General features: G+C 53.7%; 17 protein-coding genes and 1 pseudogene. 7 read left to right on the top strand and 11 right to left on the bottom strand.

Annotation, left to right across the window (positions count from 1 at the left end; genetic code table 11):
• Positions 1 to 199: 199 nt before the first annotated feature.
• The 4 genes and pseudogenes from EGO56_RS22555 to EGO56_RS19125 all read left to right on the top strand — a co-directional run.
• A pseudogene (locus EGO56_RS22555) lies at positions 200 to 910 on the top strand (FAD-dependent oxidoreductase); the annotation flags it as partial.
• A complete protein-coding gene (locus tag EGO56_RS19135; RefSeq protein ID WP_238349049.1) occupies positions 906 to 1,760 on the top strand; it encodes an amidase family protein in 855 nt (284 codons plus the stop codon). The pseudogene EGO56_RS22555 and the gene EGO56_RS19135, both read left to right, overlap by 5 nt.
• Before the next feature lie 21 nt (positions 1,761 to 1,781).
• Positions 1,782 to 3,026 carry an aromatic amino acid transporter gene (locus tag EGO56_RS19130; protein ID WP_135910650.1) on the top strand — a complete coding sequence of 415 codons (1,245 nt, stop codon included), beginning with the start codon at positions 1,782 to 1,784 and terminating at the stop codon, positions 3,024 to 3,026.
• 311 nt (positions 3,027 to 3,337) lie between these two features.
• Entirely contained in the window at positions 3,338 to 3,553 is a 216-nt protein-coding gene (locus EGO56_RS19125) for a YdgH/BhsA/McbA-like domain containing protein (protein WP_135910649.1), read from the top strand.
• Positions 3,554 to 3,616: 63 nt separating this feature from the next.
• Here the strand turns inward: EGO56_RS19125 and EGO56_RS19120 are convergent, their stop codons facing one another.
• The 4 genes from EGO56_RS19120 to pdxR all read right to left on the bottom strand — a co-directional run bounded on the left by EGO56_RS19120 (position 3,617) and on the right by pdxR (position 8,765).
• Complete coding sequence (locus EGO56_RS19120; RefSeq protein WP_135910648.1) at positions 3,617 to 4,819, bottom strand: MFS transporter; 1,203 nt, start codon at positions 4,817 to 4,819, stop codon at positions 3,617 to 3,619.
• A 165-nt stretch (positions 4,820 to 4,984) separates the two neighbouring features.
• Positions 4,985 to 5,725: a nitroreductase family protein gene (locus tag EGO56_RS19115; protein ID WP_135910647.1), complete on the bottom strand. Its 741-nt coding sequence runs from the start codon at positions 5,723 to 5,725 to the stop codon at positions 4,985 to 4,987.
• Between the two features lie 81 nt (positions 5,726 to 5,806).
• Positions 5,807 to 7,183 (bottom strand): glycoside hydrolase family 10-like protein, encoded by a 1,377-nt coding sequence (locus tag EGO56_RS19110; protein WP_185948891.1) that lies wholly within the window; start codon positions 7,181 to 7,183, stop codon positions 5,807 to 5,809.
• A 91-nt stretch (positions 7,184 to 7,274) separates the two neighbouring features.
• Complete coding sequence (gene pdxR, locus EGO56_RS19105) at positions 7,275 to 8,765, bottom strand: MocR-like pyridoxine biosynthesis transcription factor PdxR (RefSeq protein WP_185948890.1); 1,491 nt, start codon at positions 8,763 to 8,765, stop codon at positions 7,275 to 7,277.
• Between the two features lie 110 nt (positions 8,766 to 8,875).
• Between pdxR and gabT the strand changes: the two genes are divergently transcribed.
• Together gabT and gabP are read left to right on the top strand one after the other, a co-directional pair.
• Positions 8,876 to 10,162: a 4-aminobutyrate--2-oxoglutarate transaminase gene (gabT, locus tag EGO56_RS19100; RefSeq protein WP_135910645.1), complete on the top strand. Its 1,287-nt coding sequence runs from the start codon at positions 8,876 to 8,878 to the stop codon at positions 10,160 to 10,162.
• A gap of 76 nt (positions 10,163 to 10,238) precedes the next feature.
• On the top strand, positions 10,239 to 11,654 hold the full coding sequence (gabP, locus tag EGO56_RS19095; protein ID WP_135910644.1) for a GABA permease: 1,416 nt from the start codon (positions 10,239 to 10,241) through the stop codon (positions 11,652 to 11,654).
• Positions 11,655 to 11,950: 296 nt separating this feature from the next.
• Here gabP and EGO56_RS19090 read toward each other — a convergent pair whose 3' ends face one another.
• From EGO56_RS19090 to EGO56_RS19080, 3 genes are all read right to left on the bottom strand, one after another.
• A complete protein-coding gene (locus EGO56_RS19090; RefSeq protein ID WP_135910643.1) occupies positions 11,951 to 12,253 on the bottom strand; it encodes a type 1 fimbrial protein in 303 nt (100 codons plus the stop codon).
• 471 nt (positions 12,254 to 12,724) lie between these two features.
• A complete protein-coding gene (locus tag EGO56_RS19085) occupies positions 12,725 to 13,144 on the bottom strand; it encodes a bleomycin resistance protein (protein ID WP_135910642.1) in 420 nt (139 codons plus the stop codon).
• A gap of 36 nt (positions 13,145 to 13,180) precedes the next feature.
• Positions 13,181 to 14,062: a LysR family transcriptional regulator gene (locus EGO56_RS19080; protein ID WP_135910641.1), complete on the bottom strand. Its 882-nt coding sequence runs from the start codon at positions 14,060 to 14,062 to the stop codon at positions 13,181 to 13,183.
• Between the two features lie 146 nt (positions 14,063 to 14,208).
• On the opposite strand from EGO56_RS19080, the gene EGO56_RS19075 reads away from it, so the two are divergent.
• Positions 14,209 to 15,060 carry a Vmh family MBL fold metallo-hydrolase gene (locus EGO56_RS19075; protein WP_135910640.1) on the top strand — a complete coding sequence of 284 codons (852 nt, stop codon included), beginning with the start codon at positions 14,209 to 14,211 and terminating at the stop codon, positions 15,058 to 15,060.
• Positions 15,061 to 15,152: 92 nt separating this feature from the next.
• Here the strand turns inward: EGO56_RS19075 and EGO56_RS19070 are convergent, their stop codons facing one another.
• From EGO56_RS19070 to EGO56_RS19055, 4 genes are all read right to left on the bottom strand, one after another.
• A complete protein-coding gene (locus tag EGO56_RS19070; RefSeq protein WP_135910639.1) occupies positions 15,153 to 15,824 on the bottom strand; it encodes a hypothetical protein in 672 nt (223 codons plus the stop codon).
• A gap of 213 nt (positions 15,825 to 16,037) precedes the next feature.
• Complete coding sequence (locus EGO56_RS19065) at positions 16,038 to 16,352, bottom strand: helix-turn-helix domain-containing protein (protein ID WP_033735285.1); 315 nt, start codon at positions 16,350 to 16,352, stop codon at positions 16,038 to 16,040.
• Positions 16,345 to 16,689, bottom strand: a complete 345-nt coding sequence (locus EGO56_RS19060; RefSeq protein WP_135910638.1) for a toxin — start codon at positions 16,687 to 16,689, stop codon at positions 16,345 to 16,347. Before EGO56_RS19060 ends, EGO56_RS19065 begins: the two co-directional genes overlap by 8 nt.
• A gap of 90 nt (positions 16,690 to 16,779) precedes the next feature.
• Complete coding sequence (locus tag EGO56_RS19055) at positions 16,780 to 17,685, bottom strand: LysR family transcriptional regulator (protein ID WP_135910637.1); 906 nt, start codon at positions 17,683 to 17,685, stop codon at positions 16,780 to 16,782.
• Between the last annotated feature and the right edge of the window lie 22 nt (positions 17,686 to 17,707).

The following is a 17,707-nucleotide window of genomic DNA, read 5'->3' as shown; positions in this document are numbered from 1 at the left end:
ATAAAGATGCCAGAACCTGCGTTTATCATGGAAATAACTCTTCAGATTGACTGACTGTTTTTATGCAATTGCCTTGAGAATTTTAATTCCTGAACAGTCCACAATGTGGATGTTTAAAAACAGACCCCTTCTTCTCTAAAGAGTTTCACTAATAGCGCATCCTCATCTTTGAATTAACATGCATTCTGCTGGATAGATAATGAAGACTAAAGCAAGTCGTGTCGGCGAGGGTAATACCTTTCCCTTTATTGATACACTCTTTGATTACGGAACTTTTCTTGCCCACGCCAAATCAGCGGGCGGCATTGGCCATGTTGATAACGATTGTCCAGCAAGCGTGGCAATTATCGGGGCAGGCCTGAGCGGAATGATTGCGGCGCGGGAGCTTCTGAATGCGGGAGTCACGCATGTGACGCTCTTCGAAGCAAACGCTGCCAGCTCCGGTGGGCGACTGTTGAGCCAGCAATTTGATGACGGTATGCCGGAATATATCGCTGAAATGGGAGCAATGCGCTTCCCGCCTTCAGAAACAGGCTTGTTCCATTATCTGGCTGAATTCAATATTGATACAGCCTCTGAGTTTCCGGACCCTGGCATTGGTGATACCGAAATTCATTTTCAGGGTGTGCCGCACAAATGGACTGCAGGAACCCCGCCCCCGGAACTGTTCTCGCGGGTTGATCGCGGCTGGCGATGCTTTTTACAGGAAGGCGTACTTATTGAAGGAAAGCAGCTTCAGGCGCCTGCTTCAATCACACTGGCGTTAAAAGAAGGCCGGCTTGCGGATGCCAAAGAAGCGTGGCAGCAGTACCTGGATATTTTCGGTGATAACTGTTTCTACTCTGCGCTTGTCAGGATCTTCACTGGCACTAATCCGCAGGGAGGTGAGCAGTGGCAAAAACCTGATGATAGTCGGTACCGATACCGGAGGGTCAGTACGTATACCTGCTGCACTGTGTGGAGTTGCAGGTTTTCGACCCAGCACGGGACGTTACACAACCAGAGGCATTGTTCCTGTTTCCCGCACCAAAGATACCCCTGGATTTATTGCCGCGACAGTCAGCGACCTGGCGCTGCTCGACGCCGCAATGATGGATGAACCCGCTATTACCCCTCGTCCGCCTTCACGAATAGGGCTGCCGGCTGAGTTTATGTGGAGCAACCTGGATACTACCGTACGGGAAACCTGCATGAAGGTGGTCAGGCAGATGGCGCGGGCAGGCGTTGAGATCGTGACGTTCGATGACAGCGTATTCGGTAAGCTGAATAAAGAAATCCAGTTCCCTGTACCGTTTTTTGAATTTTTTATCGACTTCCCCGCTTTCTTACTGGAGCAGCACTTCGTCGCTGATTTTGACACAATCATCAGTCAAATTTCCGACCCAGCCGTCGCGTCTATTTTGCAAAGGCAGAATGCGCAGGAACAGGTCAGTTGGAAGGAGTATATGCACGGCCTTAAATCAATCGGTCAACTTCGCGCTTACTGGGACCAGATTTACAGCAAATTAAAGCTGGATGCCATCCTCTATCCCACACTGTGTTGTGAAGTGCCACGGATTGAGAATGCCGCTCAACCTGATATTTTCAATAAACTCATTCGTAACACCGACATTGCCAGCAGCGTGGGTGCGCCCAGCGTGACAATGCCGGTTGCTGACCGGGGAAATTTGTCTGTTGGATTATCGTTAGATGGGTTGCCGAAAGAAGATCGTCAATTGATTAGTCATGCCCTTGCTATAGAGGCTATTCTCCAGCGTTAAATTTTTTCTTCAGGAAACCCTATGTCTGATATGGCAATTCCAACGCGTTCTCCTTCGATGTTTTGGGGAGCAACCATCATTTGCGGCACCGTGGTGGGTGCAGGCATGTTCGTCCTGCCGGTCGTGATGGCCGGAGCATGGTTTGGCTGGGCATTACTGATACTGACTTTTAGCTGGATCTGTATGTTAATCAGTGGCCTGATGTTTCACCGTGTGAGCCAGCATTACCCTCTGGAAACCGGCTATGACAAAATTGTCCGAGATGTTTTAGGTCGTAACTGGGCTGAAATAAATGGCCTGAGCCTGGTTTTCGTGCTGGGCATTCTGACATACGCCTATATTTCAGCGGTCGGGCCTGTTTATGATCACTCACTGAGCATATTGACCGGCAAAACGGTCTCATCATCCGAAGCCAAAATTATGTTAAGCCTGACCGTAGCTGCCATCGTCTGGTTAGGCACCAGCAGCATTGGCCGGATGATGTCTGTTCTGCTCATCACTAAAATTGTTCTGTTACTTATCCTGTTTGGTGGATTATTTACTACCGTGAATGTCGACTACCTGCTGGACAATCAGAATCCTGCGGCATCGTACTGGCCCTATATGCTCGGCATCGTGCCATTCTGCCTTGCCTCATTCGGCTATCATGGAAACATTTCCGGCCTAATCAGCTATTACAATGGCGATCATCGTCGTGTGAAAAGATGCCTGTGCACAGGTACTGCCGTGGCACTAGTTATCTATCTTTTCTGGATAATCTGCACTATGGGTAACCTTCCCCGCTCAGCCTTTCCGGAAATTGCCGCCCAGGGCGGCGACATTGCCGCGCTGATGCACGCATTTAGTCTGCGCGGTTATACTGCCGGGATGTCGCTGTTGTTTTCGACGTTCTCACATTTTGCCGTTATCTGTTCGTTCGTGGGAGTGACGGCGGGCCTTGTGGATTATATCAGCGACCGCTTCAATTTCCCCGCGACCAGAACAGGTCGCCTTAAAGCCACTGCGATCACTTTCCTGCCGCCATTGAGTTTATCTCTGCTTTTTCCGGATGGGTTTGTCACGGCAATTGGTTATGCCGGGCTAATCGCGACAATATGGGCAGTGATTGTTCCGGGGTTGCTTCATCTGAAAATGCGCTCCCGGCAAGACTCAGGCTATCGGCGCAGCCAGTGGGACGGGCTTCAGTTGAGCATGATTATAGTATTCGCCGCCCTGAACATCCTTTCATGGGCGCTGAGTGAATTTGATTTATTGCCAGTATATTAACGTCATCAGGAAGCTTTGTCGGCCTCATCATTTTTTCAAATCAGCCTGTAATTACATGAATAAGCCGGTCAGGAAGCGTGCAACTTACATACTTCCTGACCGATTGGTTAACAAAACAATACGGCCAGGAACATCGCAAGCAAAATCCCGTACTCAAATATTCACCCCGCCACCCGCTTTTTAATAGCTTATATAGACGAAATTAGCAGTTCTGATTCATGCCCCTTATCCTTAAAATGGATTCAGGTAAACAGTCTGGAATGGGCAGACACTGTCAGGAATAGTTGCTGGCATATCTCAGGAATATGACCATGAAAAATATAAAAGCACTCTCAATTGCCGCCCTCGCCGCTCTTTCACTGATCTCATTTGGCAGCTTTGCCGAAAGCATTTCTGTCACCTCCTCTACACTGGATGGCGCAGAATCGAAAATCACCGCTCAGGCGCAGGAACAGGGCGCGCAGTACAAAATTACGGAAGCGAACACCAATAACCGTGTTCACATGACCGCAGAACTGTATAAATAACGGATGGTCGCAAACGGATTTGCCAGACGAGGCTGCCCAATGGGCAGCCTTTTTTGTGCCTGATCAGGCCAGACGGGTGGCAGGCGAGCTACCGGTACGCCACCATAAAATCAGCGCCGCCAGGGCTATCGCCCCAAGAACCGCAAAGGCAGTGCTGTAAGAATAACGTGCGGCGATTGCTCCGGTCATGGCCGGACTCAGCGCAGCACCTGCGCCCTGCATCAGCATAATGACGCTCTGTCCGGCATTAACATGGCCGGTACCCCGCATCAGAGACACAATGTAACCCGGCACCGCCACGCCCAGAATCCCTGCCGCAATACCATCCAGAACCTGAACCGGAATGACAAAGAGCGGCTCCGCAAAGCCTGCCGCAATAACCGCGCGCAGCGGTAGAATCATCAGGGCGACCATAATAAACAGGCGATAGCCGTGCGTTTCCACCCGCTTAGAGACCCACAGCGCGACCGGGATCATCACCAGCTGGGAAATCACCACCGTTGCCGCAGCGTACAGACCCGGACTAACCGCCGCCTGTCCGCCTGCCGAGGCGACGCGCATGCTCAGCATCGGTAACAGTGCGGCATTGGCAAGATGAAACAGCAACAGCGTTACGCCTGCAATCATCAGCGCTGGCTTACGCATCAGCATCGATAAGCTCAGCGCTGGCTGCCGCTCTTCGTTCTGTTCATAGCCTCGCGCCACCTCGTTATCAATCTCATCACCGCGAATCGCCAGGGTGGCGAAGGCAGCAAAAATCGCCATTACCGTCATCAGAATAAAGACGGCACCCATGCCCCAGTACCAGGCTGAAAAACCCGCCAGCAACGCCGCAATAGTGTTACCGCCATGATTGAAGGCCTCATTGCGTCCCATCTGATGGTTGAAGCCGCGCTGACCGGTCAGCCCCAGAGTGATACCCGCCACGGTCGGGCCGATAAACGCCGCAGCAATTCCCGCTACAATTTGCGAGACCATCGCGGTCCAGGTCTGATTGCTGTACCACAGCAACAGCGTAGCAACGGTGATTACCAGACAACCCAGCAGCACAATCATTTTTTTATGGCGGGTTGCATCGGCAGCTATGCCTGCAGGCAGCGTGGCAAGGAGTCCGGCTATGCCACCGCAGGTCATCACCAGACCGATTTCGTCAGGACGCCAGTGCCGTTCCGTCAGAAATATGCCCAGAAAAGGCCCCAGACCGTCGCGGACATCGGCCAGAAAAAAGCTCATTAAACAGAGCGCATAGAGTGAACGCTGAGACATGTTATTTCCCTGGAAGGTAAGTGTTAAAGGCAGTAGCGCTTCGGTTAACAGGGAAATTATGTGTTACAAAGAAGAAAGTCACATTTCGTTATAGTAACAAAATGAAAAAGGCCATCCGTCACGCTGTACGGATGGCCTGTTACTTTTCACTTCGCGCAGGATAGGTTACTTATCCGTGCCGAATCCCTGTTTCAGCAGGGCGGGCAGTACAGCCGGGAAGTAGATGTTTTTGTAGTAACCGCTGACGCTTTCGCTCCAGCTCTCACCGTCGTGACGACCGATGTTTTTCCAGTGCTGAACCATTTCATCGTTGTAGGCCGCAATCTGCTGCTCCAGCCCCTGCGTCTGATAGGTCTCATCATGGCGGAAGGTTGCCAGTGGCAGACGCGGTTTCTGATGAGCGGGTTCATCAACGTGACCGATGACCACGCCCGCAATCGGGAAGGTCATTGGCGGCAGTTCCAGCAGTGAAATCATCGCCTGTGGATCGCGACGGATTCCGCCAATCGGCACAATGCCCAGACCTTCTGCACGCGCAGCGGCCATGACTGAGCCCAGTGCAATACCGATATCGGTAGAACCCGACACGATACTCTCAATGCTCTGATGCGCGATCTGCTGCTGATCGACAGCGGCCATTCCCACCGCTGATTTATGCATATCCAGCACGAAGGTGATGAAGACCGGTGCTTTAGCAATCCATGGCTGACCACCTGCAATGGCGGCGATCTCTGCGCGACGTCCGGCATCACGCGTGATCACCACAGAAACCTGCTGTGAGTTTACTGATGTCGGTGCGCGGTATGCAGTACTGATAATTCGATCCAGTACCGCTTCATCGACAGGTTGCTCAGTGAAACTGCGTTCACTTTTATGACTTGTAAAAATATTAATCAGTTCGCTCATGGTTCCTCCCATATAAAGCGCAAGAATAGCAGTAAGTCACAGGGAAAAACTTAACCGCACTGGTCATGCTGTCGGGGCATTTCAGCCTCCCCAGCGGCTTTTAAGATAGCTCACCGCCTGCTGAGTCTGCGGCTGATTCAGATAGTTCTCTCTGAACAGAATGGTGCCAGCAATATTGGGGTTAGATTCATTCAGGTCGAGCTGCTTTTTCAGTTCAGGCACGCCACCCTGAAGCGTCCAGTCAGGTTCAACTTTCGACGGCTCGCCGACTTTGTAGAGCGCAAGACCGATGTAGAGCCGGGTTTTAGTCGGTTTCACTACCTCTGCCCACCAGTTTGCCAGCACGTCGTAACGGGCAGCCTGACGGGAAAAAGGCCAGTAAAGTTGCGGGGCGATATAATCCAGCAGGCCCTGCTGCACCCAGCGACGGGTATCCGCAAAAGCTTCGTCGTACGCCGCGGCGCCCCGGGTATCGGAACCAGCAGGATCGTGCGACAGATTGCGCCAGACGCCCGCCGGACTGACACCAAATTCAACCTCTGGCTTCAGCTGTTTGATAGTCCGTGACACCTGCTCAATCAGCTGCTGAGTATTGTGACGTCGCCAGTCCGCTTTACCGGCAAAACCCTGTCCGTAGCGACTGAAGGTCTGATTATCGTTGAGCAGTGAACCTGCCGATTCGGCATAGAAGTAGTCATCGAACTGCACACCGTCGATGGGATAACGCGCCACCACCTCGGCCACAATGCTGGTGATCCAGTCACGCGCCTCAGGAATGCCCGGATCGAGCACATAGCGATCCCCTGCGGTGCGGATCCAGTCGCGGTGCAGCACAAAAACGCTGGCCGGATGCAGTGACAGCGTGCGGTTCAGTTCGCTGACGGTAGAGGGTTTGGTATTCACCGATACCCGATAGGGATTAAACCAGGCATGAACTTTGATGCCGCGCTTATGCGCCTCATCCAGTATAAACTGCAGCGGATCATATCCCGGATCTTCACCGATTTTGCCGGTCAGCATATCGGACCAGGGGAGGATTTTTGAGGGCCAGAGCGCTGTGGCATCCGGCTTTACCTGGAAAAACACCGTGTTAATCCCCAGACTTTTCAGCTTATCCAGCTTGTCGGTCAGGGATTGCTGCTGCAGGCGGATACGCTGCGCCGGACTGGTGCCATTCACCGACGCGACAGGTGGCCAGTCAAGACGTGACACCGTGGCTAACCAGACGCCCCGCATCGGTTGTGTAATCTGAGGCTGTGCTGGCTTGCCGGGCACAGGTAATGGCTGTTTCGTTACCGGCGGAAAAGGGGTCACCAGCGATTTCGGTGGTTCGGATGCGCAACTGACCAGCAATAACGCCGCAGCCAGCGCAGCGCCTCGCTTAATAGCCGCTCTGGCCTGGGCAGAAAAGGGATTAAGGGCGATGATAAACTCCAGTATTTTCTGGTCGGAACGCAAAGAGCTGTATTCTCGGTGACGCTGATGAAATGTCAATGCGTTAGCACAGCTCCAGCCCTGAAACTGCTGCCTTTTAAAGCCCCATTAACCGCTAACACGGCGGACTAAAGACCATCCCTGCAGACATAAGACAGGCTTTGAGTGTGCCAAAGGCGTCCTGACACTGCCGCTCATTGACGCAGGCATAACCCAGCAGCAATCCACGCGCCTCCTGCGGATGCATGTAGTATTGCGAAAGCGGCCGCACTTTAACTCCGCGCTTCAGCGCCTCCGCAGCTATCGCTACGTCATCCGCGCCCGCAGGCAGCGGCATCACCAGATGCAGTCCCGCTTCATGGTTGAATGCCGGTAAAAAGGCCGGCCCCAGATAGCGTTCAATCAGCCTGCAGAGAAACTGTCGCCGCTGACGATAAAGCAGGCGCATCCGGCGGATATGCTCCATGTAATGACCCAGCCGGATAAACTCCGCCAGCGCCCGCTGAATCAGCAGATGTCCGCCACGATAGAGTTCCGCTGCCGCGATGCGCAACGGCTGTGCCAGCGGTTTCGGCACCACCATGTAGCCAATACGCAGGGCGGGATAGAGTGTTTTACTGAATGTTCCCATGTAGATGACCGGTGCATCAGCTTCCAGTCCCTGCAGTGAGGGATGAGGCTGACCGGAAAAGCGAAATTCGCTGTCGTAGTCATCTTCAACAATCCAGCTCTGATGACGGCGAGCCAGGGCGATCAATGCCTGACGACGCGCCAGGCTCAGGTGCACCCCCAGCGGATACTGATGAGAAGGCGTTACAAACACCATTTTAGGGGCCGGGCCGCTGTCCGGTACCAGGCCCTGCTCATCAACAGGCATCGCGCGAATCTTCAGACCATTCATGCGCAGCAGATTACGTGTTCCCCAGTAGCCCGGCTCCTCCATCCAGACCCGATCGCCGGGATCACATAACACCCGCGTCACCAGATCAACCGCCTGATGAACTCCTTCGGTAATAAGAATCTGGTCGGCATCGGCCCGTACAGAACGCGCCACCCGCAGATAGTCCACCAGCGCATGGCGAAGGTCGGGACAGCCGCCACCGCTGCTGTAGACCAGGCGATGTACGTCAGGTTCGCGGTTCAGCCGCGCCTGAATCTGGCTGAAAAGTTTATGGGGGAATTCGGTGACATCGGGCGCGCCGGGCACAAATGCGCCCCACTGCCAGGGCGAGGCGGTGGCATGCCCCAGCAGACTGGCACCCCGCTTCGACAGCGTCGCGGGTCGTTGCGCCCTCACCGCCTGCAGATCGGCAATCGCATCACTTTGCAGAGAGTTCTCCGGCAGCGTCTCGGCAATCCAGGTGCCGCTGCCGGTGCGTGCGGTGACATATCCCTGCGCCATCAGACTTTCATAGACATGCATTACCGTGTTTCGCGACACGCCGAGTTCGCGCGCCAGATCGCGGGTTGGCGGCAAACGGCTTCCGCGCGGAAACACCTCTTCAGCAATCGCGGCCTGCATACAGTTCAGCAGCCGCTGGTGTAATGAGCCGGTTCTTAAAAACTGCAACCGTGCTAATAGATGATCTGCGTACAAGAGTCGCAATTGGCTCCACCTTTCCTCTGACAATTGGCTCTGGCAACTCACCACGCCTCAGGCATAAATAAGCGTGTTTGTCGGGAATTGTAAACACGCATATTAACGAGGTGGATGAAATGAGCGAAAATAATAACCTGATGCAGCAGCGCAAAGCACAGGCTCTCCCTAAAGGCATCGGTACGCTGTGCGACTGGTACGTTGCCCGGGCAGAAAACGCCACCTTATGGGATCAGGCCGGTAACAGCTGGATCGATTTCGCTGGCGGCATCGCGGTGCTGAATACCGGCCACCGCCATCCACGTATCGAACAGGCCATTGCCGATCAGTTAACAAAGTTTACCCATACTGCCTTCCAGATCACCCCTTACGAAAGCTACATCGCCCTGGCTGAGCGCATTAATCAGCGGGTGCCCATCGCCGGTCCGGCCAAAACGGCCTTCTTCACGACTGGCGCGGAAGCGGTGGAAAATGCGGTTAAAGTGGCGCGTGCCTTTACCCGCCGTCACGGCATCATCACTTTTGGTAATGCGTTCCATGGTCGTACTTTCATGACGATGGCGATGACCGGCAAAGTGGCACCTTACAAGCGGGATTTCGGCCCGATGCCGCCGTCGGTGTTCCATGCTCGCTACCCCAGCGCGGTTCAGGGGATCAGCATTGAGGCGGCACTGACCAGCCTCGACGACATCTTTACCCAGGACATTGCCCCCCATGATGTTGCCGCTATCGTGCTGGAGCCGGTACAGGGTGAAGGCGGATTCCATGCCGCACCGGCAGAGTTTATGGTGCAGCTGCGGGAGCTGGCTGATCGCCACGGCATTCTGCTGATTGCGGATGAAGTCCAGAGCGGATTTGCCCGGACCGGCAAGCTGTTCGCCATGGAGCACTATCCGGTAAAGGCCGACATCATCACCATGGCGAAAAGCCTGGCAGGTGGCATGCCACTCTCCGCCATCGCCGGTCGTGCAGAGGTCATGGACGCACCTGCGCCTGGTGGCCTGGGCGGAACCTACGCCGGTAACCCACTGGCTATCGCCTCAGCCCATGCGGTGCTGGATGTGATTGAAGAGGAGCAGCTCTGCCAGCGCGCCGTCGACCTCGGTGCCAGGCTTGAAGCTGAACTGCAGGCGCATCAACGCAACCATCCGGACATTGCCGACGTGCGTGCGCTGGGTTCCATGGTGGCGATGGAGTTCTATCAGGCCAGCACCGCGCAGGCGGTTCAGAAGATGGCAATGGAACAGGGCCTGCTGCTGCTGACCTGTGGCGCTAAAGGCAACGTCATTCGCTTCCTCTACCCGCTTACCATCCCTGATGCCCAGTTCAGCCAGGCGCTGACCATTCTCTCCACGGTGATTAATCACTGTGTTGCCTCAGCCGGACATCCCGTCGTCCCGGCCTGATTTCGCTGTGCGTTAACGCAAGCCTGTTCCCCTTTCGTCCGGCCACTCAGGCCGGGCGTCGCCTGGAGACGTTTACATGACGATGACTCAGAGTGCGAATGAAGATTCGCTGGCTCAAAACCTGAAACCGCGCCACGTGCGTATGCTCTCAATTGCGGGTGTGATTGGCGCAGGGCTGTTTGTCGGCTCCGGCCACGCGATTTCTGAAGCGGGCCCCGCGGTCCTGATCTCCTATGCCGCTGCCGGCGCGCTGGTGGTGCTGATTATGCGGATGCTGGCCGAGATGGCTGTTGCTTCACCCGATTCAGGCTCATTCTCAACCTATGCGGATAAAGCGCTGGGCCGCTGGGCCGGTTTTACCATCGGCTGGCTCTACTGGTGGTTCTGGGTGCTGGTGATCCCACTGGAAGCCAATGCAGCAGGCACCATTCTGCACGCCTGGTTCCCTGAGGTCGCCATCTGGCAATATACCTTTGCCATCACCTTACTGCTGACCATTACTAACCTGCTCAGCGTTAAAAATTATGGGGAATTTGAGTTTTGGTTTGCGCTGATCAAGGTCGTGGCTATCATCCTGTTCCTGGGTGTGGCGGGGGCGGCAGTATTGGGTCTGCTGCCTGACAGCAACACCAGTGGCCTGTCGCATCTTTATGACACGCACGGGTTTATGCCGAATGGGATGGGTGCGGTTGTCGCGGCCATCCTGACCACGATGTTCTCTTTTATGGGTACCGAAATCGTCACCATTGCCGCTGCCGAGTCCAAAAACCCTGGCAAGCAGATTACCCAGGCAACTAACTCGGTCATCTGGCGTATTGCGCTGTTCTATCTGCTGTCGATTTTCTTTGTGGTGGCGCTGGTGCCGTGGAATACACCAGGCCTGGTTGAACAGGGTTCATGGCAGACGGTATTAACGGCAATGAACATTCCGCATGCCCGGCTGATCGTCGACCTGGTGGTGCTGATGGCGGTGTGCAGCTGTCTTAACTCTGCACTCTATACCTCATCGCGCATGCTCTACTCCCTGTCACGCCGTAAAGATGCGCCTGCTGCGGCTTCACGCACCAATCGCAGCGGCACGCCGTGGGTTGCGGTGCTGCTTTCTACTGCAGCTGCGTTTCTGGCAGTTATTGCGAATTACCTTGCGCCGAGTGTCGTGTTTGAGTTTTTACTGGCGACCTCGGGGGCAATTGCGCTGCTGGTTTATCTGGTGATTGCCGTATCGCATCTGGTGCTGCGTAAAAAGCGCGAAAAGGCGGGTGAAGTCCTGACTTATCGGATGTGGTTATTCCCAGGCCTGACGTGGGTCACGATTCTGTTTATTACGACCGTGCTGGTGATCATGTTGTTTGATGCGAAACATCAGGCTGAATTACTGGCAACCGGCGGTTTAACGCTGCTGATCATTACCACCAGCCTGGTCCTGCGCCGTAAAAAGGATAGGCGTCAGAGTAAGAAGTACTTTACTCAGCGCTCATCTGATCCTTACTAAGTACCTACACGCTTCAGTTAAACTGAAAACAGTGCCCGGTTTTAATGTTAAAGTCGGGCATTTTTCTTTTTTCATCCCTGAGACATTACAGATCATATCTATCCCGTTTTCAGCGCCCGTTTAATAAAACGTGCGCGCAATACGCCTATTGAATTCCCTGAGTGTAAATCACATTGAAAAGCCTGTAAGTATGCAAAATCAAATGCATAACCAGAGACTTTGAAAAAATTCCGCTTGTTATTGTGAGCGTTGCCAGTCACGCGTCACAGACAATATGCTAAAAACAGAAAAAAGAATTAAAGATAGGCGACGTAAATCACCCCTTTTGTTTTCTCGGGGTTATACCAGTGCATTTTCACTTCTGCAGGCAAAGCCCCCAGCGAGTCAGAATTCATCAGATTGGCAGAAGCCGCAACAGACCTGCCGCTGGCCGGGTCGTAGCAATTGAAAACGACAGACATGTTTACGGTATTTATATTACATGAATCATTAACAATGGCGCCTCTGAAACTGACAACGCCTGAATTGAGGTCTGCGCTTACAGGCCCCGCCATGCAAATCAACAGCATGGTAAAGCAGACAGATATAAAGGATTTCATTGTCTCTCCTCCAGGAGAAGTGCAGCCGATAACCGGCTCGCACACCCGGAAATGAAGTGCTGAGTGGATGTTGAAATGTAAATGCCGGACACTTAGCTCAATGAAATCTGTTGTAAAACTGGCATTAAGAATTATCCCAATCCAGCTAAGCCACGTGAGTGTAGTACATAAATTGAAAAGACCGCACGCTTATAATACTTTTTTATTATGAAGCTGAAAACGTTGTTCCGAGCTGGCGGATTTTTACTGTTAATTAGTAATGGCTTATCTCCTGTGACTCGTAATTTTTTTAGCGAAAAAAATAATTTAAAAGGGAAGTTTCTCAGGCGAATCTCTTTTCATTCGCCAGTAAAATGAATTCAGCGTTTTTAATTTTATAATGAATGAACGTTCAAATTAAAATAAACCTGGAAAAATCTGCTTATACATTTTAGTACGTTGCGCGTTAATATTGCCGGATACCTTTTCCGTTTATTCCAGATACTGACTAAAGCGCAGCAGATAGCCGTCCGGATCCTGCACCAGAAACTCCCGCTGGCAGGCAGTTGTCCCGCCAGTGTCGTAATGGTTATCCCGTAGCGCCCGATAGAGCGGAACGGCGTGCTGCTGTAAGCGCGCCAGCACCGGCTCGATGTCGTCGACCTCAATCTGGAAATTGATGCCCCGTCCCAGCGGCCAGTTGAGATCGGCTGTATTCCAGCCCTGCAGATGGCACTGCTCAATCATCAGTTGCGCCTGGCCATAGCAGAGGTATGCGAAGTCAGGATCCTGACGCTGGATCCGCACGTTAAAGCCCAGCACAAGGGTGTAAAAATGCAGCGAAACGGCAAAGTCAGTAACGGTCAGTTCTGGCACCATAGGGTTCCAGTACAGTTGTTGATCATCATTCATAAACGTCTCCCTCATTACCAGGATGATTTCCTCTCATCACCGGCTCTGAATGCTGTTTTGCAGCTCATCCAGCATCAGACGCAGCGCGGCAGACTGATGCTCGCGCGACAGGTAAAGCCCCCAGATGCCAATGCGCTGCGGCTCATAATCGGGCAATAATTCCACCAGTTTTCCCGTTTTAAGCGCATGGCGTGCTTCCAGTTCAGGCACCATCGCTAACCCGCAATCTGCAATCGCTGCGTCACATAGCAGTGACGAGATGCCCGCACTGAAATTTCCTTTAACGGCGACAGCGATTTTGCCGCCATCAGCCGCCGTGAAATGCCAGCTTTGTCCGGCAAAACGACTGTAGTAGAGGCAGTTGTGCTGCGCCAGATCGCCAGGCGTTTGCGGAGTGCCTCGCTTCTGCAGATAGCCGGGTGAGGCGCAGAGTACCGAGTGACATTCACCGAGGCGGCGTGCGATTGCCCCCGGCTCTGGCGCATCGGTGATACGGATGGCGAGATCGATGCGCTCGCTAATCAGGCTTACCGGCTGATTGTTAATATCCAGTTCGATGCGCAGTGCCGGATAACGGGCAAGAAAATCGGGGACGATCGGGCCGACAAGATGAAGCGCCGTAAAATGGGCACAGGCGATGCGTAACGTTCCGGCCGGGACACCCTGGGTGGTTTCCTGCTGGATCGCTTCTGACAGCAGGGCCAGCTGGCGGGTCTTTTGCAGAATCGCCTCACCGGCAGGCGTCAGGGTCAGCCGGCGCGACGAGCGATGCAGCAGACGCGTTCCCGCCCACTTTTCCATTTCTTCCAGATAACGGCTGACCATTGGGCGCGAGATCCCCAGCGCACGCGAAGCAGCACTCAGGCTGCCCAGCTCACATATCCGGTTAAAAACGGCAGCTGAAGTCACTCTGTCCATCCCGCTCACCTGTTCGGATTATGAAACTCAGCATCTCTGATTGCGGGAATTCTAACAGATAGTCAGATGGGTAGAATAGCGCTACTGATTCTGAACATCGCCCGATACACCTGCCTGAGTCGGGCATTTATCTCTGAGGAATATTTATGAAAACGGTTCTGTTACCTGTAATGCTCGTTCTGGCTTCCGCTTCAGCCAGTGCGGCCACGCTGCAACTGGAAACCTATAATCCGCAGGAGAAGGGGATTTTTGCCGTCTCCTCAACTTTGGTCTCCGGTCCAACCGAAGCGATTCTGTTTGATGCCCAGTTCAGCACCCAGGATGGTGAGAAACTGGTGGAGATGATTAAAAAGAGCGGTAAAAAGCTGAAGGAGATTGTGATCACTTCTGGCGATCCCGATTTCTACTTCGGTCTGGAGCCGATTGTTAAAGCCTTGCCGGACGTCAAGGTTGTTGCCGCACCTGCCGTAGTGAAGCATATCCAGCAGACACATGACGCCAAGCTGAAATACTGGGGCCCTCAGATGAAACAGGGCGCCCCGGATAAGGTCTTTGTGCCAGAAGTTACGCATCAGACCCGCTTCAGCGTGGATGGCGAGGCGCTGGAACTGCGTCATCCTGATCAATATGCTGCATACATCTGGATCCCCTCAGTGAGCACCATTCTGGGCGGTACGGCTCTTTCCTCTGGCATCCACGTCTGGACGGCTGACACTCAGACCGTTAAGAGCCGCAGTGAGTGGCGCCATATCCTCACAGAGATGCAGTCGCTCAACGCGAAAAACGTTATTCCGGGCCACTATCTGGGTACGCGTCCAGCCGGTTCGCAGGCTGTGGATTTCACCCTGAATTATCTGAAGAGTTTTGAAGCGGCGCTGTCAGAACACAAAACCTCAGCAGCGGTGATTGCCGCCATGAACACCGCCTGGCCAGAACTGGCTGAACCAGCTTCACTGGAACTCAGCGCGAAAGTGAATACCGGCGAGATGAAGTGGTAAACCTGCAGAGAGGTCCGCTAACGGCACGGTGAGCCTCCTTTCAGCGACCATTCTGTGTGGATGCCAGTGACTGAGAGTAAGGTGACCGGGCGCTATCTTTTCGCCAGATAGCGCCTGTCGTCACGCGCCTGCAACCGAGCCTCTGCCGGTGTGGGAAAGATATAGTGAAACAGATCGCGGTAAAAACTCAGGTGCTTCAGCAATCCATCCTGAATGGATTTACGGATGTCCTTAATCAGGAATTCCTGAGTGGTATTGAAGTTAGCCATACTGAAAAAGGTTTTATCGTAGACATTGACCACCCCTTCCCATTTCATCACCTGCTCTTCCGGAGACGCGCCTTCCGAGGCGACAAACATCCCCTTATGGGATTTCACTCCCTGTTTACTGACGTAGGTGGTTAAGGCGTCATAGCCGCGCTTGTTGCGCCAGCGACAGAATTCATAGGGCACATCGTAATGCGGCAGTACAAAGTCCGGGCTGCGAAAATGTTCATCGCCGATCAATCCATCCAGGGTGACCGTGAAATGAAGGAAGTCCTGCAGGAAGTCGAACTGACGGGTTTTGGTCAGCGTCACATTAATGGTGTAGTGACCAGCCTGCACATACCAGTAATTGGTAAAGCCGGTCACCAGAATACAGAACGCCTGCCAGTCACTGAGTCTTCTGTCGCCCGCCAGCCCCCTGAAACGGCTGATCATCATCCGTGATTTGGGATGCTGATACGCTTTCAGCAGCGGATCGTTCATACCTTTCAGTAACATCAGGCACACTCCTTGATAGATTGCGCTTATCCTGCCACGCCCTGATCAGGGTGAAAAGTGTCGTTGTTCTGAATGTGAGCCCTTTAAAATCTCGCCTGAGGCGGGAAATGCACTGTCTGATTAGGCGAAAAAGAGGGCTGTGTTAACCTGCCGCGGATCGGATGTCGGGCGCAGCCGTGAAAGAATGTGCTGCCCGTCATCCGGACGGGCATATCAGAGTTGCGCGAGCGTCTTTAGCGTTTCAGGGTTCTGCTGCACCATGCGAATTAATAATACAGCCTGGGCGTTAGGTCTGGCTCTGCCCTGCTCCCAGTTCTGATAGGTCGTCTCGCCAGTGTGGAGATAATGGGCGAAAACGGCCTGGGAGAGGTTGAGTTTTTCGCGTACGTCGCGCAACTCCTGCGGCGCAATAGTGACAGGAGCACGCTTCGTGACCTTATACCGCTTGAGCGTGATTTTGCCCTCCTGATGATCCTTAAGCTCCTGCATACCCGTCATCAGTTCACTGAAAATATCGCGTTCAGTCATGTCTCAACCCTTTTTTGATCACATTCAGCGCGGTCGCCAGGGCATCACGCTGCTGCTTCGTAAGATCGTCGCGTTGGTCTTTATCGTAGATGGTAAACAGGATGAACTGGCCTTGTTCGTCCGTCCAGTAATAGATAATCCTGATGCCACCTCTGGCCCCCTTGTGTCGGCGCTCATCCCTGAAACGAACCTTACGCAGTCCGCCGGTATCGGGTATCACATCACCCTTTTCAGGGTCAGCCAGCAACATATTTTGAAATCGCCGATACTGATCATCATTCAGATAGTCAGCCCGGTATTTCTGAAAGCTGGAAAGCTCGATGAATAATGCGTCCATGTATAGTCTATTTCCCTATCCCCATGCAGGGGATACTTTATCCTTAAGTTGGGGACACTTCAAACAGTGACTGTTTTTTTTCGACGCCCATCAACTGATATTTCTCCTGGTTCCCTGCTCCACCACCTCACTCAACCGCCCGACCAGCTTACGGACCTTATCAGGAATAAAACGGGCATCCGGGAACACGGCATAGAGATAACGATCGGGAAGCCGCCAGTCCGGTAACACCCGCACCAGTCGGCCGGAGGCCAGCGCGTCTGCGCCAGGCAGCGTCTGTAAGCCGCCAATCCCGAGGCCTGCTTCAAGAGCCTGCATCAAGGCATCGCTGTTATTAGACCGAAACACGCTTTCCACCGGAACAGAAATTCTCATGCTCTCAGAGACCAGATGCAGCGGTGCATCGGTCGCTATACCGCTAAAACGTATATGTGGATGGCGCATAAGGTCATCGGGCGTCTGCAGTGTGCCGTTTCGCGCTATCCACTCAGGGGAAGCCACCAGCACGGTTTCAACCGTGGCGAGCGAACGGGCAGCCAGCATGGCGGGTGGCGACTCGCTGAGACGAATCGCCACATCAACGCCCTCCGCAACGAGATCCGACAGGCGATCCTCCAGCGCAATATTCAGACGCAGCGCGGGATGCGCCTGCTGGAAGGCGATCAGATGCGGCATCAGCCGCTGCCCGATGCCGCTCGGTAACTGAATATACAGTCTGCCGTGAAGCGGCTGCGAGCCGGGCCGTAATTGCTGCTCCAGTTCCTGCATCGCACCAAGCAGTTGCCTGACCTGCTGCAGATAATGGTGACCCTGCTCCGTCAGCGCCATTTTTCGCGTGGTACGGTGCAGCAGCACCACGCCCAGCGCCTCCTCCAGCGCGGCAATCTGCTGGCTCACGGCAGACTGCTTCATACCGTTTTGCCGCGCCGCCGCCGAAAACGATCCTGCTTCCGCGACGCGGATGAAGGTCTGAATCGCAGTCAGTTTGTTCTGCATTTATCGTTTTTCCTGATAAGTG

This window comes from Pantoea vagans (genome assembly GCF_004792415.1).
Taxonomy (GTDB): Bacteria; Pseudomonadota; Gammaproteobacteria; order Enterobacterales; family Enterobacteriaceae; genus Pantoea; species Pantoea vagans.
The sequence above is the reverse complement of the archived record's forward strand: the minus strand, read 5'-3'. Positions and strand labels throughout refer to the sequence as shown.